Source organism: Rothia sp. L_38, from assembly GCF_050689125.1.
In the GTDB taxonomy this organism is placed as follows: Bacteria; Actinomycetota; Actinomycetes; order Actinomycetales; family Micrococcaceae; genus Rothia.
The window spans coordinates 43,023-63,083 of sequence record NZ_JBOEQD010000013.1 but is presented as its reverse complement, the minus strand read 5'-3'; the positions used below and the strand labels follow the sequence as shown (position 1 = coordinate 63,083).

Genomic DNA, 20,061 nt, shown 5'->3' with positions numbered 1-20,061 from the left:
CGCCTCCTAAAGCCCGCAGGTGCTTTCAAGCAGCGGGTCTACCACCGTCCAGGGGGCCTGCTTGATACGGTCTGGGCTGAAGACAGAGAGCATCTCAGCGGCGGTTTCGGGCAGGTGGGGGCCGCTTTTGCCAGCGCTCGCCCCGGTGAGCGGGGGCAGCGGAATAGAAGCAGCAATCATGCGCATGATGTGGTCGGTGCTGACCCCGGCGGCGGTGAGCTCGGCGAGGGTCACGGCCCCGTCCCGTTTAGCCAGGCGCTTGCCCTCGGTGTTGAGGGCCAGGGGGACATGGGCGTAGGTGGGCACCTGCAACCCCAATAGGTGAGCAAGATAGGCCTGGCGGGGAGCAGAGGGCAGCAGATCATCGCCGCGCACCACCTCGGTGACCCCCTGGTAGTCGTCATCAACCACGCACACCAGGTTGTAGGCGTAGACCCCGTCGGCCCGCACCAGCACAAAATCGTCGACAGCGTCGGTGTATTCCCCGGCGAAACGGTCGGTGACAGTCCATTTGCTCACCTGGGCTTTGAGGCGCAAGGACGCCGGCCTCAGCTGCCTGCGCTCAGCCCTTTCTGCCTCGGTGAGGTTGCGGCAGGTGCCGGGGTAGGCACCGGGGGCGCCGTGCGGGGCACTGGAGGCCTCCTGAATTTCTTTGCGGGTGCAGTAGCACTCGTAAACTAGCCCGGCCTCGCACAGACGGGTAAGGGCGTCCGTGTAGGCAGCTAGGCGGGTGGACTGGTAGAGCACCGGCCCGTCCCAGTCGATGCCCAAGGCGGCAAGGTCAGCTAGCTGGCGCTCGGCGGCCCCCTTCTTGACCCGGTCTAAATCTTCTACCCGCATCACGAAACGGCCCCCGGCTGAGCGAGCCATCAGCCAGGCCAGTAGGGCGGTGCGCAGGTTGCCCAGGTGCAGATCACCGGAGGGGGAAGGCGCATAGCGGCCGCAAGGCAGGGGAGCGGACGGGGGCGAAACGGGGGCGGAAGTAGAAGACATCACTCCTCTAGTCTAGTAGCTCACAGGCTTCTGCAATATGACAGAAGGTTGCGCTGAGTAGGCAGAGAGCTGTCAAAAAGTGCAGTGTGGCAAGAAATAACCCCGCAAGTGGGGTTTAAACAGGTTGCTCACCTGCCTGAGTCCAGTACCTTAGAGAGTATGGCTAGAACTCTTGAAATTGCCGATGGTATCTATCAGATCTCAACGGATAACTACCGTCTTAACTCCGGCCTGATCGTGGGCGCAGAGAAGGCTATGGTGATTGATACCGGCGCCGGGCCCCGTCAGGGCGCTGAGATTCTAAGAGCGGTCCGCCGGGTCACCGACCTGCCCCTGGTCGCGGTCAACACCCACGCGCACTTCGACCGCTTTATGGGCAATGCCGTGTTCGCCGCCGACGGGGTCACCGACATCTGGGCCCACCCCCGCGCAGCCCGCGCTATCGAAAGCTACGGCGACCGCCAGCGTCTTTACGTTGAGGTGCTAGAACCCGAGATGGCCCACCAGGCTGGCCCCAACACCGAGCTTGTAGTGCCCACCCGGTTCCTGCCCGGTGACGGCACCCGCCCGGCCTTTACCCGCGTAGAGCTAGGCCAGCGGGCCGTGACCCTCATGTACCTGGGCCTGGCCCATACTGACGGGGACGTTCTCGTAGGCGTAGACGACGTCCTGTTTGCCGGCGATATTATCGAGCAGGGCTCAGACCCCGCCTTCGACGACTCCTACCCCGAACTGTGGGTCAGCACCCTGCGCACCCTGGCAGGGCTAGACCGCTACCGTATCTTCGTTCCCGGTCACGGCACCCCGGTAGAGAGCACCTTTATCGAGCGCATGGCCGACACCATGGAAGATGCCGTGCAGAAAATTGCTGACTCTGCCCTGAAGAAGGTCAAGGGGGCCACCACAGCCTCCATGTACCAGCTGCCCTATTCGGGCGGGTCCACCCGTATTCTGCTTGACCGCCTAATGAAGCTTGAAGCCCGTGAGGCTGAGGGGCAGGGGCTCTCGACCGTCACCTTCGAGGGGGACGCCGCCTCCGGCCTCACCGGCCCCATTACCCTGGGGCAGGGCTAGAAGTCCCTCGCACATTTTGCTCAGAAGCTTAGGCGATAGAAAGAAAGAGCTACCCAGCTAAATGCCGGGTAGCTCTTGTCTTTAAAGTGAATCCAGTCTGTATTAGTAAGCCCAAACTTTTCGGTAGGCGCTGCGCTTCTTGTTCTGGGGGCGTAGCAGGGCGACCTGGGTGCTTGTGGTCAGGGCCGCTACCGCCCCAATTAGGCAGATCGCTGCCATAAAGGCAGAGCCGGGAATCGGGTTGGTGTAGGTGACCCAGTAGAGGGCCAGAGCGCAGAAACCCGAGAAGAACCCTGAGATAGAAAGCAGGGGAACCAGAATCAACCCCGACCGCTGGGTATCGCTCATATCAAGCTCTTCTGAGCGCATGAAACGCAGAATCACGAGCCCCAGAACACCCCAGAGACCGGTGACCAGAATAGCTGTGACCACATCGGCTGGGCGGTGCCAACCATTGACCACGGTGGAATAGCCTGCCGCTACCGTAAAGACCATGCTAATCAGGGCCACGGTGGGGCGGAAGCGCTTGGGGGAGGCCAGGAAGAGGGCCAGGCCCGCAGCGGCTGCGAAAGTCGTGTGGCCGGACGGCGCCGAGTTACCCAGGGCCTCCTGAATACCCAGGTTGGGCTTGATGATGATGTAGTTCTTCAGCAGCTGGGTGGTGAGGTTAGCACCGGCGGCAATGGCCACACCGACCAGGGCTGGCACAAAGCGGTGCTTCCACAGCAGCACAAAGAGAATGCCGATAGCCGCGGTAATACCGGCGGCGGTGGGGATGAAGTCGAGCAGGGTAGAGGTCTGCTCGGTGTAGGTCATGAACTGGTAGGAGAACTCCTGGAAGGAAATCTCGTCGAGCTCCTGGCCGGTTGGCGTTGTAATAAAGAAAACAAAGGCTGCCACCAGAAGGCAGAAGAGGGTTCCTGCCGCAAAGAAGTGCTGGATCAGCGTCCAGAGCGAGGGGCGAGTCTGCCGAATATGCGAGGGAGTGAGCATATGCAGCCGGCCCGAGGGGGAGTATTCCCCTGAGTGAGCCTGGCTGCTGTAGGGCGCCTGGCCGTAGCCCTGCGCCGGGTGGCCGGGGCGGGGGCGTCCTTGTGGAGCAGTGGCAGGGGCCCTGTAGCTAGCCTGCGGCGCCCGGTGGGCGCTGACGGCGTCCGGACGCGGGGCTGCCGCCTGGGCGCGGGCCTTGCTCGCTGCGCGTGCGGCACGTTCCTTTTTGACCCGGTGCGCTGCCTCCTGGGCCGCTGCTTGCGCGGCGGCAAAACCGGTTTTAGCTGCCGCCAGGCCACTGGCGGTACCGGCCTGGAGCTTAGCTTTGATGGCCTCGCCCTGGGGAGCAGAAGGCGCGCCAGGGAGTACCACGGTGGCGTCATCATCTGTAAAAGTAGCCCGTGCCCGTGAAGCGGGAAGCACCTCGGTGGCGTCGTCACCGGGGCTCACCGGCAGAGCGACCGTGCGGTCGTCGTAGGCCTGGGGCGTTAGCACCTCGGTGGCATCGTCGGGTGTGCCAGAAACAGCGTTAGAATCGCGCTTCTCAAAACTCACAGTTATCCCCAAAGACCTTTCTGCCGCGTGTAGACACCTCAACGAGCCTACCAAGCCCTGCCTGCTATTTCAGCCCTAGACCCTGCTAGGAGCTGACAGGCTCAGCCTGCACTGCTATTGTGACAAACTCACATGGGACTTTCCTGAGAGAACCCCTAATGTTGCGCGAGCACCTGCACACAGCCCCGCAGAAACGGCGAAAGAGTAGATTAGAAGGTATGACAGCTAGCTCCCTGCCCCTGGGCTTTGCCCTGCCCCCGCTCGAAGAAATCCTGGCCGCTACCCGCGTCGTAGCCCTGCCCATGCGGGTGAAGTTCCGCGGTGTCACCCTGCGCGAAACCGCCCTGATTCAAGGCCCGGCTGGCTGGGGGGAATTTGCTGCTTTTACCGAGTACGAGCCGGCAGAGGCGTCCGCTTGGCTGGCCTGCGCCATCGAGGCGGCCTGGCTGCCCTACCCGCAGCCGCTGCGCACCAGTATTCCCCTTAACGCTACGGTTCCGGCGGTGGCTGCTGACGAAGTTGAGGCGGTGCTGGGCCGCTACGAGGGGCAGGTGCGGGAAGTCAAAATCAAGGTGGCTGAAGCTGGGCTGCCTTTTGAAGAATCTCTAACCCAAGATCTAGCCCGGGTAGCCGCGGTGCGCGACGCCTGCCCGGGAGCCCGCCTGAAGATCGATGCGAACGGCGGCTGGACTGAGGCCCAGGCCGTCCGCGCTCTCAATGAGTTAGCTGACTACGACCTGCTCTACGCTGAGCAGCCGGTCCCGGGTATTGAGGGGCTGGCGCGGGTTCGCGATCAGCTGCGGGCACACGGTAACCCCCTGCTGATTGCCGCCGATGAGGCCGTCCGTAAGGCTGATGACCCGCTGCGTGTTGCCCGCCTGGGCGCTGCCGATGTGCTCATTATTAAGGCTGCCCCCTTGGGCGGGGTAAGGCGGGCCCTGCACATCGTAGAGCAGGCGGGTCTGCCTGCGGTTGTTTCATCTGCCCTTGAAAGTTCGGTCGGCATCCGCACCGGGGCAGCGCTGGCTGCTGCCCTGCCGCAGCTGCCCTACGGGTGCGGCCTGGGCACGGTCTCACTGATGGCCAAGGACGTTACCGCCCACCCCCTTGTGGCCCGGGACGGGGAGCTGCCCCTGCGGAATGTCACTCCCGAGCTCCGGCTGCTAAAAGAGGTAGCTGCCAGCCCCGAACGCACCGCCTGGTGGCACCGTCGAATCGAAGCCTGCTACCGCCTGCTTGAGCAATGGCAGCCGGGCAGCGGCAGAACCTGGCCGAGTCTCGAAGAGGACAGCGAGTAAACTGGTGGGGTGACTGATGCACCCTCAACCTCCTTTATGACCGCAATTTCTGTGCTCGACACCCTGGTGCGGGCAGGAATGCGGCATGTTCTCATCGCTCCGGGCTCACGCTCCGCCCCCCTGGCCTACGCCCTAGCAGCCCTGGACCAGGCCGGGGTACTAGAGGCCCACGTGCGTATCGACGAGCGCAGTGCCGCCTTCACCGCCTTGGGGCTGGCCAAAGCCAGCGGCCATCCGGTCGGCATGGTCACCACCAGCGGTACCGCTGTGGGCGAATGCCTCCCGGCCCTCATGGAGGCCTACCACGCTGGCGTCCCCCTGGCCCTGCTCTCAGCCGACCGCCCTGCCCGGCTCCAGGGCACCGGGGCCAACCAAACCACCGACCAGCGCAATATAGCGTCGGCCCACACCCGGGCGTCCTGCACCCTAGAAAACTACGCGGCCGACCCCGCAGACTCCCAGAGCGCCCAACTCAACGCGGCGCTCGCTGCACTGACCGGGCGTTCAGCAGATAACTGGGACGTTCCCTCAAGCACCCCGCGGGGCCCCGTCCAGATCAACCTGGCCCTTGACACCCCGCTTACCCCCAACCCTCTAGACCAGCAGATCCTAGAACGGTGGGCGCGCTCGCTGGCCGAAAACCCACCGGCACCTGCCACCCCACTACCCCCGGCTGACCCCAGCGCAGCTAGCTGGCTACGCGCAGGAACTGGCAATGGGGCTGGGCGGACGGACGGCGCCGGTACCACCCGCCGTACCGTCGTGGTAGCCGGTGACGAAGCAGGGCCTATCGCCCAGGCCTTTGCCCAGCAGCAGGGACTGCCCCTGCTTGCCGAACCCTCATCGAACGCCCGCTTCTCACCCCTGGCCGTGCCCGCCTACCGACAGGTGTTGGCAGGGCACCTGGGGCAGCAGGTTGAGCGGGCCGTTATCTTCGGTCACCCCACCCTCTCCCGGCCGGTTGCCACCCTACTGGCTAACTCCGCGGTAGAACGCGCTCTCTACGCCCCCTCACCTGCCCCCTGGTATGAGCCCGGGGCCCTTGACCTGCGGGAGATTGCAACCCTGGCTGAACTGGCCAACTTCGCAGGCACAGGTCGGGGAGCTACCACCGAGGACGGCCACAAATGGACGACCAGCTGGAGCGAAGCCGGGCAGGAACTAGCCCGGGAACTGAACCAGCAGGTCGCCAACTACCGGGCAGGCACCTACACCCTGAACGACCAACCCGGCGCAAGCTCAGCCGACCGCACCGCAGGCTACGCCCTGGCAGAAGCCACCTGGTGGAGCTGCCTAGAAGATGACGCAGTGCTGATGGTGGGCTCATCCAACCTCATCCGCGACCTTGACCTCATCGCCCCCTCCCTGGCAGCCTCACCCCTGGTCTTTGCCAACCGCGGACTAGCCGGTATCGACGGCACCATCGCCACCGCGTCCGGAATCTCCCTGGCCCTCAACCGCCCGGTACGCGTGCTCGTCGGAGACCTCACCTTCCTGCACGACACCGGCTCCCTCAACATCGGCCCCCTCGAACGCAAACCCAACCTCGATGTGCTGGTCTACGACGACCGGGGCGGCGGAATCTTCTCAACCCTGGAACACGGCCAACTAGCCCAGCACGAGAAATTCGCCCCGGCCGTCCGCCGCTTCTTCACCACCCCGCACACCGCCCAGCTCGAAGAACTCGCAGCAGCCTGGGGCGAGAACGGGATCAGCGTCAGGGTGGTGCGGCCGTAGGGTCTTAGACAAGGAAAGGTAGGCTCGCAGCGAAGCTGCTGGCTCGATGAAGTGAGCGAGTGCGAGCGCGCGAGCACACAAGAGCGAACGAAATCCGCCGTCAGGCGGGGCGTGAGGGTCAGGCTTACGCCTATTCCGCCCGCAGATTTATTTCCTCGCGCGCTCGGAATCTGCTGGGCTCCATCCAGCGCGAGCCTACCTTTCCTTCATAAGCAGCATCGAGAGCTCTAAAAAGCCCCTCCACACCCGCGTGTGGAGGGGCTTTTCTCTGCGGAGAGCCGGTTACTTCTGGGCGGTTTCGGAGGCCCAGGGAACTGCGGTCTCGTCGGTCTCTACCTCGCTACCCGAATCGTCGGGGTTGCGGGAGAGGTGAACCAGGGCCAGGCCCAGGCCGCCCCAGATGAGGGCGATGGAGACAATCAGCATAACGATGGCGATGGAGCTCATGCTAGGCACCTTCCTTTTCGGTGGCTGACTGGGCTGCCGACTGGGCAGTGGCGTCTACGTGGCCGTGGACGACCTTGCCGCCGGCAATCGGGGGAGCCGGGGGAGTCAGCGCTGCGCGGGAGGTCTTAGACCAGGGCAGCATGGAGATGATGATGGCTACGACCAGCAGGGCGATGACCATGCCCCAGCCGAAGATGTTGAGCATCTGGTCGGGGTAGCCCTCGTAGGGTTCGTTGATCAGGCCGATGAAGGTGTTGATCAGGGAGTAGCCCAGGATAAGGGGGGTGACGCCTGCCAGCAGGATCATCCAGAGCTTGCCCATCTTCCAGGACGAACGCTCGTTGAGGTGGTCGCGGAAGATCGGCAGGGCGCGTAGCAGGTAGGCAACTACGAAGATGGAGACCAGGCCTGCGGCGAGGATGCCGAACTGGTTGACGAAGTTATCCAGGATATCCAGGACGTAGAGGCCGGAGGTGGTGGCCATGAGCAGGGTTGAGATTACCGCGATGGGGGCGATGACCAGCAGGGTGGAGCGCACACGGCCCAGGTTGAACTTGTCTTCAACACCGGCAACGATAACCTCGACGATGGAGATCATGGAGGTGAAGCCTGCAAAGAGCAGGGAGCCGAAGAAGAGCACACCGATCAGGGTGCCGCCGGGGGCCTGGGAGATGATGGTGGGGAAGGCGATGAAGGCCAGGCCAATACCTGAGGTTGCTACCTCGGAGACCTGGGTGCCAGCGGCGGTTGCCATGAAGCCCAGGGCTGCGAAGACGCCGATACCGGCCAGCAGCTCGAAGGAGGAGTTAGCGAAGCCCACAACCGCGCCGGAGCCGGTCAGGTTGGTCTTGTTCTTCAGGTAGGAGGCGTAGGTAATCATGATGCCGAAGCCGATGGACAGGGAGAAGAAGATCTGGCCGTAGGCTGCAACCCAGACACCGGGCTCGGTCAGAGCGGCCCAGTCGGGGGTGAAGAGGGCATCGAGGCCGGTCATTGCGCCGTCCAGGGTCAGGGAGTAGCCGACCATGACCAGGAACATGATGACCAGCACGGGGATGAAGAAGACGTTAGCCAGGCCTACACCCTTCTGCACGCCCAGGGACATGATGAGGGCCAGAAGCACCCAGATGCCGATCAGGGGGTAGAGGATGCCGGGGACGAAGTCGAAGGTGAGGGCTACGGGGTCAGCTAGCTGCAGGACGTCCGCGAAGAAGAAGGTCTGCGGATCGTCACCCCAGGCGTGGGTGAAGGAGTAGATGAAGTAGCGGGCAGCCCAGGCAAGAATCGCTGCGTAGTAGATAGCGATGATGAAGTTAATGCCCATGTGCCACCAGCCGATGAACTCGGTCTTGCGGTTCAGGCGGCGGAAGGCCAGGGGAGAGGATGCGCGGGCGCGGTGACCGATGACGTAGTCAAAGAAGAGGAAGGGCAGACCCGCGGTGAGCAGGGCGACCAGGTAGGGGATCATGAAGGCGCCGCCGCCGTTATCGTAGGCGACGTAGGGGAAGCGCCAGATGTTACCGAGACCAACGGCTGAACCGATAGCTGCAAAGATGAAGACCTTGCGGCTTGAGAAGCCTTCTCGTTTCTTGGGCGCTGAGGTGGGGTTTGAACTCATGTGAGTAGTCCTCCGCAGGCTAACGTGTGAATGAATCTTTTGTAGTATGTGGGTTCAGACTAGCAAGTGATAAATAAATCTCAAATAGTGGATGGAAAATTGGGCAAAAAAATCCCGGCGGTTTCCCGCCGGGATTAGCTCTAGGCGTCGCGGTGGACGACGGCGTGAGCGAAAGATTTGAGCGCTTCTTTGACGACTGAGTCGGGTAGGGGCTCGATGGCTGCGATAGCGTCATCAGCCCACTGGTAGGCAATCTCCCAGGCTTCTGCGGTGACCGGGTGGGCTGAGAGCGCTGTAACGGCTTCGGCTAGAGCCTCGTCGCTGGTGAGATCGCCCTGAATCAGCTGCTGGACGTGCTGGGCTTCAAGGTCGCCGGTTGCGGCAGCCCGGTCGAGCAGGATGGTGGGCAGGGTGGGGACGCCCTCGCGCAGGTCGGTGCCGGGGGTCTTGCCGGACGCCGCCCCCGAGCTGGTGACGTCGATGACGTCGTCGGCCAGCTGGAAGGCTACGCCTACCAATTCGCCGTAGCGGGCCAGCATCTGCACGGTTGCCTCGGGGGAGTCCGACAGGATAGTGCCGTAGGAACCTGCTGCTGCAATGAGGGAGCCGGTCTTGCCCTCGATGACCTTAATGTAGTGGCTGAGAATGTCTTCGTTTTTCTCGGGGCCGGTGGTCTCAAAGAGCTGACCCAGTACCAGGCGTTCAAAGGTCTGGGCCTGAACAGCTAGAGCGCGGCCACCCAGTTCGGAAACAATCAGGGAGGCACGGGAGAAGATGAGGTCGCCGGTCAGAATAGCGACCGAGTTGCCCCAGATGTTCTGGGCGGTATCTACACCGCGACGCTTGGGGGCATCGTCCATGACGTCGTCGTGGTAGAGGGTAGCCAGGTGGGTCAGCTCAACGACAACAGCTGCGTCGATGACCCGGTCGTTGATGCCGCCACCGGCCTCTGCTGCCAGTAGGGTAAGCAGGGGGCGTACCCGCTTGCCACCGGCAGAAAGCAGGTGGCGGGAGGCCACGTCTGCCAGGTGATTGGTCTGGGCAACCGCGCGTTCTAGGCGCTGCTCAACCTCAGAAAGGGCCTCAAGAATCTTGGGGCCGAGTTCAGCGTCCTGCGCAATGAGTTCAAACCCCTTGGGCAGGTTGAAGTCAGCTTCGGGCATGAGCGCTTCAACGCTCATAGGGGAGCTGGTGGGTTCAGTCACGGTGTCTTTCACATTTCTTCGGTGGGTGGCTGCGGTCCAGAGCCGCGGCAAGCTGCTGGTGTAAGTCTACCGGGTTTACTGCGCGGGCTTATAAGCGCGGTGCAGGGCTACAATGCCGCCGGTCAGGTTCTTATACTGAACGTTCTGCCAGCCTGCTTCGGTGAAGTGGCGGGCCAGCTCGTCCTGGGCGGGCCAGGCCAGGATGGATTCGGCCAGGTACTCGTAGCTTTCGGGGTTAGATGAGACCTTGCGCGCAACCGGCGGAATCAGCTTCATGATGTAGTTGCGGTAGATCGCGCGGAAGGGCGCGAAGGTGGGGGTGGAGAACTCGTTGATGACGATGCGTCCGCCGGGCTTGGTTACGCGGTAGAGTTCGCGCAGGGCCTGGGGGTAGTCGGCGACGTTGCGCAGGCCGTAGCTCATGGTGACGGCGTCAAACTCTTCGTCGGCAAAGGGGAGGGCGGTGACGTCCGCTTGTACGAACTCGATGTCGGGGCGGCGGCGGCGCCCTACGGCCAGCATGCCCTCGGAGAGGTCGGCGGCGATGACCTTAACACCGGCGTCGGCGAAGGGTTCGGACGAGGTGCCGGTTCCTGCGGCGACGTCAAGGACCTTCTGGCCGGGGTGGGCGTCGACCGCAGCAACGGTCTGCTTACGCCAGTAGATGTGTTGGCCCAGCGACATGATGCCGTTCATCAGGTCGTAGCGTTCGGCTACCTGATCGAACATGGATGAGATGTCGGTGGTCTTTTTGTTAAGGTCTGCTCGGTTCACCCTGCCTATTTTGTCATGTTTGTGCCTAAAGCTCATCTTGGGCGTGTGTAAAAAATTCATAATGAATATTCATGCATAGGTTTGCATTTTTACGCATAGGCGTGCAGAATAAACCTCAAAGCACATCGCACCTACACAGTTTTAGATACGAGGTACACCATGAAGAAGGCTCCCTTCGCTCTCGCCGCAGCCGCCCTGATGCTCACCGCCTGTGGCTCATCTAGCACCGGCACCACCACCGAGTCAGGCGTTTCCCTGATTTCAGAGGGCAAACTGACCGTCTGCACCAACCCTCCCTACGCTCCTTTCGAATACGAAGAAAACGGCAAGATTGTTGGCCTGGATGCCGATATCGCAGCAGCTATCGCCTCAGACCTGGGTGTCGAAGCCGACATGTTCACCACCAGCTTCGAGGGTATCCAGTCCGGTGTAGCGCTTTCCTCCAAGCAGTGCGACATTGCCCTGTCTGGCATCACCATCACCGATGAGCGCAAGACCGTCATGAACTTCACCGACTCCTACGTCGACGACAACCTGGCGATCCTGGTTCCCGCTGGCTCCGACATCAAGAGCGACGCTGACCTCTCCGGCCGCAACATCGGTGTGCAGCAGGCTACCAGCGGTGAAAAGTACGCCCAGGATGCCGGTGCTAACACCGTCCAGTACGAAGACAACGGCCTGCTCCTGCAGGCAGTGCAGACCGGCCAGGTCGATGCCATCGTTGGCAACATCACCGTCCTTTCTGAAATGCTGACCTCAGATTCCTCCCTCTCCGTTGTGCAGGAAATTGAGACCGGCGAGCAGATTGCCGGTGCCGTAGCCACCGAGAACACCGCCCTGCTGGATGCAGCCAACGCCACCCTCCAGAAGATGGAAGAGGACGGCCGCCTGGCAGATCTGCGCGAAAAATACCTGGGCGTATCCCAGTAATCACGGACAACGGGTAGTAGCATAAACCCAAGCTCACCAACGGGGGTAGGCTAGCGCAGGCGCAGCCTACCCCCTTCCCCGTTCATCTAGTTCTCGAAGACCTATGCCCGGGCAACCGGCACAAGCAAAGGAAAACCACCCATGGCCCTGTCGACCCGGCAGAAACAAACCTACGCCCGCTACGCCCAGTACGCCCTGCTGGCCATCATCGCACTTGCCGTTATCCTTGTCGCTGACTGGGGAACCCTGCGTGATAAGGCCTTTAATCCCGAGATTATCGCCCAGCAGTTTCCCAGCATCATCACGGTTGCCCTCAAGAACACCCTGATTTATACGGCTCTGGGCTTTGTCGTGGGTCTGGCTGGCGGTATCCTGCTGGCCCTGATGAAGATCTCATCAGTTGCCCCCTACCGGTGGCTAGCCTCGCTCTACATTGAGCTCTTCCGCGGCCTGCCCGCGCTGCTGGTCTTCATTGCCTTTGGCTACGGTATTCCCCTGGCCTTTGGTCTGCGCCTGAACAACTACGTCACCGTCATGCTGGCCCTGGGTATGGTCTCAGCGGCCTACATCGGTGAGGTGCTGCGCGCAGGTCTGGAAGCTGTGCCCAAGGGGCAGTACGAGGCAGCCCGCTCCCTGGGCATGAGCCACACCCGCGCCATGGTCACCGTCATCATCCCCCAGGCATTCCGCATCGTCCTGCCCCCGCTCACCAACGAGATTATCCTGCTCACCAAGGACTCCTCCCTGGTCTACCTACTCGGTATGTCGGTGGCTCAGTACGAACTGACCAAGTTCGGCCGTGAAGGAATCTCGGGCTCCGGAGCGGGCCTGACCCCGCTGGTTCTTGCCGGTGCCTGCTACCTCATCATCACCGTCCCGCTGGGCTTCCTCGCCCGCCGCTTCGAAAAGCGCGCCAAGGCCCGCTCCCGCAAGTAAAGCATCCACCTACCCCAGGAAGAACCAGCCATGACCATCCAGACCGCACCCGCGTCCGTCACCATCACTAACCTGCATAAGTCCTACGGAGAGGTAAAAGTTCTCAAGGGCATCGACATGTCGGTAGCCCCCGGCGAAGTTGTCTGCCTCATCGGCCCCTCCGGCTCGGGCAAGTCTACCCTGCTGCGCTGCGTCAACCTGCTGGAAACCCCGAACTCGGGCAGCATCGAGGTGGCCGGCCATTCGGTCACCGACCCCGATGTTGATATCGATGCCATGCGCCGCTCCGTGGGCATGGTCTTCCAGCAGTTCAACCTCTTCCCCCACCTGACCGTGCTGGAAAATTGTACCGTTGCCCAGGTCAAGGTTCTCAAGCGCTCTAAGGCTGAGGCCAAGCAGATTGCCCTGGCTAACCTTGAGAAGGTAGGCCTGGCTGATAAGGCTGAGCGTCACCCCGACCAGCTCTCCGGCGGCCAGCAGCAGCGCGTAGCCATTGCCCGTGCCCTCTCCATGAACCCTGCCCTCATGCTCTTTGACGAGCCCACCAGTGCTCTTGACCCTGAGACCGTGGGCGACGTGCTTTCCATCATGCGCCAGCTCGCCGCCGAGGGTATGACCATGATTGTGGTAACCCACGAGATGGCTTTTGCACACGATGTAGCTGACCGCGTGGTCTTTATGGACGGCGGCGTCGTCGTTGAGGAAGGCTCATCAGATGAGGTGATTGGCAACCCCCAACACAAACGCACCCAGCTCTTCCTCTCGCGCGTCCTTAACCCCACCGCCCAGTAGCTTTCCTCAAATCCGAGTGGATATACAGCAGCCCAGGCCCCTTACATGCGGGCCTGGGTTGCTGTTCTGGTAGGAGCTGGCCTAGTTAGCCTTAACCTGGGGCAGCATACCGGTATTGGTATCGGGGGAGATCAGCTGGGCGGACGGCTGCTGGGCACGTGCCCTGCGCTGGGCCATCAGGGAATCGGTGATAAAGAAAGCCGCAGCGACCCAAATCAGCACAAAACCGGCCCAACGCCCCGCTGAGAGGTGCTCCTGGGTGACGAAGAGGGCCAGCAAGAACTGCAGGGTGGGGCCTACATACTGCACCATCCCCAGGACAGACAGGGGGATACGGGCAGCAGCACCGGCAAAGAGGAGCAAGGGAACAGCAGTGATGACGCCGCTGGCAGCCAGAATCCAGAAATGGGCCGGCCCCTCCGCCAGCAGGGTGAGCTGGCCACTGCGGGCAAAGTACCACATGAGCACAGCTGCCAGCGGGGTGAGCAGAAGGGTCTCCAGAGTGAGCGATACCAGCGCAGGCACCGCCCCGACCCGTTTTTTCACTAGGCCATAGAAACCAAAGGTAAAAGCCAGCCCTAACCCTAGCCAGGGCACTGAACCGTAGAAGACCATCATGACCAGCACAGCCAGCACCGCTATCCCGATACCAGCCCACTGAAGGGGGCGCAGGCGCTCGCCCAGAAAAACTACGCCCAGGGCTACAGAGACGATGGGGTTGATGTAGTAACCCAGGGAGGCTTCCATGACGTTGTTACTGGTGGTGGCAATAACATAGAGCAACCAGTTACCAAAGATGAGCAGGCTGGCGACCAACAGCAGACCCACCTGGCCTAGGTTGCCCAGGACGGTCACGAGAGATTTGACCTGCCGAGTAAAAGGTAACAGAACAAGACAGAAGAGAAGTGAAAAGAGCACCCGGCCTGCCACAATTTCCAGGGGAGCGGCAGGGGCAGCGAGTAGGAAGTAGAGGGGGAAGAGCCCCCAGAAGAGATAGCAGAAAAAGGCATAGAAGCCGCCAGCTACCTGCTCGTTTTTAGCCATGTTCACTGCTGTCTTCCTTGATTCCCTCATAGTGTATGCTAGCGCCCAGGCCTCTTGCGGCCATATGCCCGTAGTGGGGCTGGCCTCCTTATCTTACCGCCAGAGACAAAAGTGGCTACCCGGGGTGTGCCGGGTAGCCACTGATGCTCGCTTGAGAAAGGGCTTAGAGGCCGAAGAAACGGCTGAAGAAGCCCTTCTTTTCTTCCTTGGGCTTGGTGGCAGCTTCTGCTCGTTCAGCCTCCAAATCGGGAGCCTGACCGGCCACACGGATCTCTGAGGCGGGACGGGCAGGCTCGTCAACCAGTTCGTAGTCGCTAGCAGCCTGTTCAGCCTCTTCGAGAACCTGCTCAGCAGCAAGGGAACCGGCCTGGGGCTCTTCCGCCTGGGGGGGCTCATCGCGCACGATATCCTCATCGGCGATAGCGCTGGTGGTGACGCGGCCGGGGCGCGCATCTTCGGCAGGTTCGCGGTCGTAGGGCTGCTCGGCGTTGGGGTAGACGCGGTCGGTAGTGGTGGTACCTTCGACCTCTTCTTCGCGAGCTGCCTGCTCGGCGTTTTCCTTCTCGAGGCGCTCAGCCTCAGCGGCTTCTGCAGCGGCACGTTCTTCGGCGGCGGCAATGTCAGCCTGGCGGGCTTCAAGGGCAGCCTGTTCAGCAGCTAGAGCCTCAGCTTCAGCTGCGCGGGCAGCCTCGGCACGAGCTTCGTCCTCACGGGCAGCTTCTTCAGCGGCCAGGCGGGCTGCCTCGTCGCGGGCTGCGACCTGGCTTGCGGCCTCCTGGGCTGCAAGAGCTTCAATGCCCTGACGCTCAGCAGCCAGCTGCTCGCGCAGGTCACGGGCAGCCTGAGCCAGACGGGCCAGCTCGTCGGCACCAACCTGGGGCTCCGCAGCTTCAATACCCGAAATCTTGCCGTTGTCGAACCAGAGGCGCAGGGCGCCGTCCGAAGCGGTAATGACCGCGGTGGCTTCGGTGTCCCAGGCAATGTGGGCACCGCGCAGCTTGGCGTAGGAATCGACCGCCCGCAGGTGGTTGACGGCGGTACCGGTCTGCAGAGCCTGCGCCATGACCTGGCCCATGCGGTTAACGGTGGGAGCCTCAAGTTCAAGCTGGCTGCCATCGAGCAGAATCCAGGCGCGGACGCCTGCCCCGGCTGTAACGGGGTAGTGGGCGTAGATGCCGCTGAGGGCCTTGGACGCTAGTGTCAGCTTGCGGGCTAGCCCGGAATCGAGGGGGAGCTCGTCGGTGGTGAGCTCAGAGATGCTGTGCTTCGCTCCGCCTTCACGCGCCTGGATTGCTGCCGAAACGACGCGGTCGGGGAAGTGACCGAGCTCCTGCCACGACCAAATCCAGGAACCGCGGTTCTCAGATTCGGTGCCCAGCAGGTAGGGGGTGAGGCTTACGGAAGCATCAGACTGGAGGGTGAATGACGGTGCAGAGAAGTCCACCGTCCATTCTGCGCCGCCGCTGATTTCAGCAAGGCGGGCCTGGTACTCGGTGGAGATAAAGATTGAATCGTCAATCAGATCCTGCAGTGTAGTAGTCATACGGTCAAGGCTAGCAACTCTTGCCGTGCTCCCGCACCTTTTTGCCGCGGTAAGAGCTTGAATTTCTGACATATTCAGGCCCTTCCCTGAAACTAGGTGGAGAATCACTCCGTGAGAAGGTGGGTGTGCTCTTCTCTGAGATGGGTAGTTTCTTGGTTTAATAGGGTAGATAACTCGCACCCTCGGCCCTTCTTCGGACAGGGCCCTACAGGGTTTCGCTTCGCCCAAACCTACAGGATATAGTATGTCGCCCTCTTCGCCCCGTTACCTAGAGATTGAACGCCCCGCTCTGGTGCAAGACGCCCTCAACGCTATCGGCAGCTGGATGCTGGGCACAGTCAAGGTTGAACCCGGCTGGAACGAACTGGTGCTTGATATCAAACCCCTGTCTGAGACGGTCTTTGTGCGTGTGACTGAATCTCGAGATGAGCAGGACTACGTGGGCACCGTGGGCCCCATTAAACCCGGTAGCCCGGTGCTACCGGCTATTGAGCAGCTACAGCACGCCTCTTTTGTCGAGGGGGAGGGGACCTGGTTCACCGCATCTGTGGTGATTACTGCAACTAACTGGCCTGAGCCCCAGTACCAGATTGGGGCGTCCTATGACCGGGCCCACGAGCCGGTGGACTGGAAGGGCGAAGGGCGCCTGAGTGCCCGCGACATTCGCGCCCACTTTGAACTTTTCCCCCGTGATCCCGAGCATGTACCGGACTGGGCAGCTGTACGCCTGGCAGGACGCCGGGGCACAGGCTTTATTGAGGCAGGCGAGGAAGGTGCTCTGCCGGTAGGCCCCGTGAACCGCTACCTCACCGAGGCGCTGGCGGGCTTCGCAGCCGCCAGAAGCGAGCAGTCCCTGGCGAATGTCGTCCGTACCGCCCTGGGGGGCAACCTCCTGATGGATATCACGCAGAGTACCGTCACACCCGAGGGCACCCCCCAGCTTAACTACCAGGTGCTTCGCCTAGCCAACGGTATGCGGGCCTTGACGGCCTACACGGCAACCGAACCGGCTCAGACCTACTCGGCTCAGGCCCAGAACCAGCCCAACCCTCGTTTGGTGGTAGAGCATGCCATGAAAGTCTTCTTACAGGTGGCGCATGACCAGAGCATTGACGTGTTGGTCCTTGACCCCGGTAGCGACCACGAGTGCTTCATCGAAAAGGCTCAAATCCAGTGGGTTCTTGGATCCCCGCACAACATGCCTGCCCAGCGTGCCCTCATTGAGGAAAACATGCATGATTTGCTCATGTCCCTTACTGCACCAGCCTCGGTGCTACTTCTGGGTGTTCGGGCAGACGACCCGGCAGGTCGTCCCGTTATTCTCAAGAAGGATGACGAGAGCGAAGAAAATGTGGCCCTGGTCTTCACAACGGCTGCCGAGGTGGCAGCTCTAGACCCAACCCTGGTGGTTCGTAGCGCCCCGGCCCTTGAGGCCCTCAAACTCTTTGCCACAGGTGATAGTAGCGCTGTACGCATCAACGCCCTGGCGCCCCACGCCACCCTACCCATGGAACAGGTACGCCAGCTCATCTCAGTAGTAGAATCACAGTAACCCCCCCCGCCTCTTACTCAGGAGTTCCCCCATGACCGGTGCCCTGCGCACGCTCGGCCTTACTGCGGCTCGTCATGCCCGTACCACCCTTGTGCTGTGGCTGGTGCTATTGACCCTAGCTGGGGTAGGGGCGCTGACCCTAGCACGAGGTGCGACAGCCAGTTACACCATGCCGGGGGCGTCCTTTGAGGCGGTTCGGGAAGACTTGCAGGCCAAGATACCCGAAAACGGTATTTCCAGCGGCTATGTAGTGCTTGAGGCAGACGGGGGATTTACCGACACCCAGAAGCAGGCTATCGCCCAGGCTGTCACCACCATTGATGAGCTACCCGAAGTCGCCGGATCCCTCGACCCATTCGTAGCGGCGGATACGGTGAGCCAGGCCTCCGTCCAGCTGGAGGACGCTAAAGCCCAGCTGGAACAGGCCAAAACCCAGATCGATGAAGGCCAGACCCAGCTGGACGCTGCGAAAGCCGCCCTACCCCAGGGGCTCAGCCAGGAAGAAATCGCCGCTCTTGCCCCCGATCTGGCGGCCCAGGAAGCTACCCTGGTCGAAGCCCGCACCACCCTGCGGTCAAACCAGGATAAGGTCGATGCAGCCCAGCGCGAGCTTGACGCGGCAGCTGACACCAACATGGTCAGCGAAGACGGCACCGCAGCCATCGTCAATATTGCCTTCAACCAAGACAGCAACTCCCTGCCTACCTCAGTGCGGGAAGAGGTCTTTAGCACCTTTAATACGCTCAAAGACACCGGCCTGACTGTCAACTACAGCTACGAACTCGACCAGGATGTCAGCGACGTCTTCGGTATCTCAGAAATTATTGGCTTGGTCGTAGCCTTTATCGTCCTGCTGATTACCTTGGGTGCGGTCGTCGCCGCGGGTCTCCCCCTGGTGCTTGCCCTGATTGGAGCCGGTACCGCCGTTGCCCTGGTCTACACCAGCACCGCCTTTATCGGCATGACCGTAACCGACCCCGTCCTCGCCCTCATGCTGGGCCTGGGTGTCGGCATCGATTATGCCCTGCTGATTCTCTACCGCTTCCGCGAAGAACTGCGCGACGGTGCCGACGTGCTCGATGCGGTAGGCACCGCCAACTCGACTGCGGGCCACTCCGTGCTCTTTGCCGGCATGACCAACATCATCGCCCTCTCAGCCCTCTGCCTCACCGGCCTGCCCTTCCTGGCCATCATGGGCTTTGCCGGGGCCTTCGCCGTAGCCCTGGTCGTGGCTTCCTCCCTGACCCTGGTACCGGCCATCCTGAGCCTGCTGGGCACCCGCCTGCTGACCCGCGCCCAGCGAGAAGAACTCACCCAGCTCAACCTGGCCCGCACCCAGGAAATCCAGGTACCCCGCAACCGCCGCGAAGCCTTCGCCGAAATCGAAGCGGCCTATAAGGGCTGGGGCGGCTTCGTCACCCGCCATCCCTTCGCCATGACCTTCGTAGCGGTAGCCGTGCTGGTACTGGCTATCATTCCCACTACCTCCCTCCGCCTGGGCTTACCCGACGGTTCCTACCAGGCCACCGACTCAACCTCCTACCAGGCCTACCAGACCATCTCCGAAAAGTTCGGTGAAGGCGTCAACGGCCCCATCATCGCGGGCCTGACCCTCACCGTCCCCGGCGACGAAGCCCGCCTGCGCGACGTAGCCCTCGACGTGGCCGACCGCCTCAAAAACAATAAAATTGAAAGCGTCGCCATCGTCGCTACCAGTGACGACAACGCTACCGCCATCCTGGCCTTCTTCCCCACCGAAGGGCCCTCGGCAGACAGCACCCTCGCCACCGTTCACTCCATGAACGACAAGCTCGAAGCCACCGAAAAAGCCACCGCAACCACTATCGGCCTGACCGGCTCTACCGTGGCTAACATCGAGATTTCAGAGCGTATCTCAAGCTCTATCCCGCTCTACCTCGGGGTGGTGATTGCCCTCTGCCTGGTGCTCATGGCCTTTGTCTTCCGCTCCATCATCGTGCCGGTCATGGCCACCATCGGCTTCCTGCTCTCCACCCTGGCCTCCTTCGGCGCCGTCGTCGCCGTCTACCAGTGGGGCTGGCTCGCCGACATCTTCGGCGTCACCCAGCCCGGCCCCATCCTGGCCTTCCTGCCCATCCTGCTGATCGGCATCCTCTTCGGCCTCTCGGTGGACTACCAAATCTTCATCGTCTCGGGCATGCGAGATGCCCACCGTCAGGGCCACTCGGCAGGCGACGCCGTTGTGCTGGGGTACAAGCAGGGCGGGGCCGTTGTGACCGCCTGCGGCGTCATCATGGTCGCCGTTTTCGCAGGCTTCATCTTCTCCCACCTCACCGCCGTGCGCCCCATCGGCTTCGCCCTGGCCCTGGGCGTTGCTATGGACGCCTTCCTGATCCGCACCACCTTCATCCCGGCCACCATGTACCTGCTGGGCGAAGCCGCCTGGTGGTGGCCCTTTGAGAAGAAGGAACGCGACGAAGAAGACGCCCCCAAGCACATCGCCGAATAAGGCGCGCTGCCTAATACGGCACAGCGCCGGGGCCTCGCTCCATCTGCCGGCAGCAAATAAAGCCGCCCCCGGCGTCCTTGACTAT

The 20,061-nt window shown here is 62.1% G+C and carries 16 protein-coding genes; 8 read left to right on the top strand and 8 right to left on the bottom strand.

Going from position 1 to position 20,061, the window contains the following annotated elements; all coding sequences use genetic code 11:
- Positions 1-6 precede the first annotated feature (6 nt).
- A complete protein-coding gene (gluQRS, locus tag ACRCJM_RS10230) occupies positions 7-993 on the bottom strand; it encodes a tRNA glutamyl-Q(34) synthetase GluQRS (protein WP_431464818.1) in 987 nt (328 codons plus the stop codon).
- 159 nt (positions 994-1,152) lie between these two features.
- Here gluQRS and ACRCJM_RS10225 point away from each other — a divergent pair, with 159 nt between their 5' ends.
- Complete coding sequence (locus ACRCJM_RS10225) at positions 1,153-2,067, top strand: MBL fold metallo-hydrolase (protein WP_431464817.1); 915 nt, start codon at positions 1,153-1,155, stop codon at positions 2,065-2,067.
- Between the two features lie 102 nt (positions 2,068-2,169).
- Here the strand turns inward: ACRCJM_RS10225 and ACRCJM_RS10220 are convergent, their stop codons facing one another.
- The gene (locus tag ACRCJM_RS10220; RefSeq protein ID WP_431464816.1) at positions 2,170-3,612 is read right to left on the bottom strand and encodes a phosphatase PAP2 family protein; all 1,443 of its coding nucleotides are present in this window, start codon (positions 3,610-3,612) and stop codon (positions 2,170-2,172) included.
- A gap of 218 nt (positions 3,613-3,830) precedes the next feature.
- Between ACRCJM_RS10220 and ACRCJM_RS10215 the strand changes: the two genes are divergently transcribed.
- Together ACRCJM_RS10215 and menD are read left to right on the top strand one after the other, a co-directional pair.
- Positions 3,831-4,910 (top strand): o-succinylbenzoate synthase, encoded by a 1,080-nt coding sequence (locus ACRCJM_RS10215; protein WP_431464815.1) that lies wholly within the window; start codon positions 3,831-3,833, stop codon positions 4,908-4,910.
- A gap of 9 nt (positions 4,911-4,919) precedes the next feature.
- On the top strand, positions 4,920-6,647 hold the full coding sequence (gene menD, locus ACRCJM_RS10210; protein WP_431464814.1) for a 2-succinyl-5-enolpyruvyl-6-hydroxy-3-cyclohexene-1-carboxylic-acid synthase: 1,728 nt from the start codon (positions 4,920-4,922) through the stop codon (positions 6,645-6,647).
- Between the two features lie 282 nt (positions 6,648-6,929).
- Here the strand turns inward: menD and ACRCJM_RS10205 are convergent, their stop codons facing one another.
- The 4 genes from ACRCJM_RS10205 to ACRCJM_RS10190 all read right to left on the bottom strand — a co-directional run bounded on the left by ACRCJM_RS10205 (position 6,930) and on the right by ACRCJM_RS10190 (position 10,727).
- Positions 6,930-7,094, bottom strand: a complete 165-nt coding sequence (locus ACRCJM_RS10205; RefSeq protein ID WP_431464813.1) for a methionine/alanine import family NSS transporter small subunit — start codon at positions 7,092-7,094, stop codon at positions 6,930-6,932.
- Between the two features lies 1 nt (position 7,095).
- The gene (locus tag ACRCJM_RS10200; RefSeq protein WP_377129962.1) at positions 7,096-8,712 is read right to left on the bottom strand and encodes a sodium-dependent transporter; all 1,617 of its coding nucleotides are present in this window, start codon (positions 8,710-8,712) and stop codon (positions 7,096-7,098) included.
- Positions 8,713-8,852: 140 nt separating this feature from the next.
- Positions 8,853-9,893, bottom strand: coding sequence for a polyprenyl synthetase family protein (locus ACRCJM_RS10195; protein ID WP_237204809.1), 1,041 nt, complete (start codon positions 9,891-9,893; stop codon positions 8,853-8,855).
- Positions 9,894-9,992: 99 nt separating this feature from the next.
- Complete coding sequence (locus tag ACRCJM_RS10190; protein WP_431464840.1) at positions 9,993-10,727, bottom strand: demethylmenaquinone methyltransferase; 735 nt, start codon at positions 10,725-10,727, stop codon at positions 9,993-9,995.
- Positions 10,728-10,850: 123 nt separating this feature from the next.
- Here ACRCJM_RS10190 and ACRCJM_RS10185 point away from each other — a divergent pair, with 123 nt between their 5' ends.
- The 3 genes from ACRCJM_RS10185 (at position 10,851) to ACRCJM_RS10175 (ending at position 13,349) form a co-directional block, all read left to right on the top strand.
- Complete coding sequence (locus tag ACRCJM_RS10185; protein ID WP_431464812.1) at positions 10,851-11,621, top strand: ABC transporter substrate-binding protein; 771 nt, start codon at positions 10,851-10,853, stop codon at positions 11,619-11,621.
- A gap of 141 nt (positions 11,622-11,762) precedes the next feature.
- Complete coding sequence (locus tag ACRCJM_RS10180) at positions 11,763-12,557, top strand: amino acid ABC transporter permease (RefSeq protein ID WP_431464811.1); 795 nt, start codon at positions 11,763-11,765, stop codon at positions 12,555-12,557.
- A 30-nt stretch (positions 12,558-12,587) separates the two neighbouring features.
- Positions 12,588-13,349: an amino acid ABC transporter ATP-binding protein gene (locus ACRCJM_RS10175; RefSeq protein WP_431464810.1), complete on the top strand. Its 762-nt coding sequence runs from the start codon at positions 12,588-12,590 to the stop codon at positions 13,347-13,349.
- 81 nt (positions 13,350-13,430) lie between these two features.
- On the opposite strand, the gene rarD is transcribed toward ACRCJM_RS10175, so the two are convergent.
- Both rarD and ACRCJM_RS10165 read right to left on the bottom strand, forming a co-directional pair.
- Positions 13,431-14,393, bottom strand: coding sequence for an EamA family transporter RarD (gene rarD, locus ACRCJM_RS10170; protein ID WP_431464809.1), 963 nt, complete (start codon positions 14,391-14,393; stop codon positions 13,431-13,433).
- 163 nt (positions 14,394-14,556) lie between these two features.
- A complete protein-coding gene (locus ACRCJM_RS10165) occupies positions 14,557-15,936 on the bottom strand; it encodes a DUF6882 domain-containing protein (RefSeq protein WP_431464808.1) in 1,380 nt (459 codons plus the stop codon).
- Positions 15,937-16,180: 244 nt separating this feature from the next.
- On the opposite strand from ACRCJM_RS10165, the gene ACRCJM_RS10160 reads away from it, so the two are divergent.
- Positions 16,181-17,488: an SseB family protein gene (locus tag ACRCJM_RS10160; RefSeq protein WP_431464807.1), complete on the top strand. Its 1,308-nt coding sequence runs from the start codon at positions 16,181-16,183 to the stop codon at positions 17,486-17,488.
- Positions 17,489-17,519: 31 nt separating this feature from the next.
- Entirely contained in the window at positions 17,520-19,976 is a 2,457-nt protein-coding gene (locus ACRCJM_RS10155) for an MMPL family transporter (protein ID WP_431464806.1), read from the top strand.
- Positions 19,977-20,061 lie beyond the last annotated feature (85 nt).

Coding starts and splice junctions, on each gene's coding strand:
- ACRCJM_RS10165 (WP_431464808.1), bottom strand. CDS start 15,936: ATGACTACTACACTGCAGGATCTGATTGACGATTCAATCTTTATCTCC.
- ACRCJM_RS10190 (WP_431464840.1), bottom strand. CDS start 10,727: ATGAGCTTTAGGCACAAACATGACAAAATAGGCAGGGTGAACCGAGCA.
- ACRCJM_RS10155 (WP_431464806.1), top strand. CDS start 17,520: ATGACCGGTGCCCTGCGCACGCTCGGCCTTACTGCGGCTCGTCATGCC.
- gluQRS (WP_431464818.1), bottom strand. CDS start 993: ATGTCTTCTACTTCCGCCCCCGTTTCGCCCCCGTCCGCTCCCCTGCCT.
- ACRCJM_RS10160 (WP_431464807.1), top strand. CDS start 16,181: ATGTCGCCCTCTTCGCCCCGTTACCTAGAGATTGAACGCCCCGCTCTG.
- ACRCJM_RS10205 (WP_431464813.1), bottom strand. CDS start 7,094: ATGAGCTCCATCGCCATCGTTATGCTGATTGTCTCCATCGCCCTCATC.
- ACRCJM_RS10200 (WP_377129962.1), bottom strand. CDS start 8,712: ATGAGTTCAAACCCCACCTCAGCGCCCAAGAAACGAGAAGGCTTCTCA.
- ACRCJM_RS10225 (WP_431464817.1), top strand. CDS start 1,153: ATGGCTAGAACTCTTGAAATTGCCGATGGTATCTATCAGATCTCAACG.
- ACRCJM_RS10215 (WP_431464815.1), top strand. CDS start 3,831: ATGACAGCTAGCTCCCTGCCCCTGGGCTTTGCCCTGCCCCCGCTCGAA.
- ACRCJM_RS10175 (WP_431464810.1), top strand. CDS start 12,588: ATGACCATCCAGACCGCACCCGCGTCCGTCACCATCACTAACCTGCAT.
- ACRCJM_RS10180 (WP_431464811.1), top strand. CDS start 11,763: ATGGCCCTGTCGACCCGGCAGAAACAAACCTACGCCCGCTACGCCCAG.
- rarD (WP_431464809.1), bottom strand. CDS start 14,393: ATGGCTAAAAACGAGCAGGTAGCTGGCGGCTTCTATGCCTTTTTCTGC.
- ACRCJM_RS10195 (WP_237204809.1), bottom strand. CDS start 9,893: ATGAGCGTTGAAGCGCTCATGCCCGAAGCTGACTTCAACCTGCCCAAG.
- ACRCJM_RS10185 (WP_431464812.1), top strand. CDS start 10,851: ATGAAGAAGGCTCCCTTCGCTCTCGCCGCAGCCGCCCTGATGCTCACC.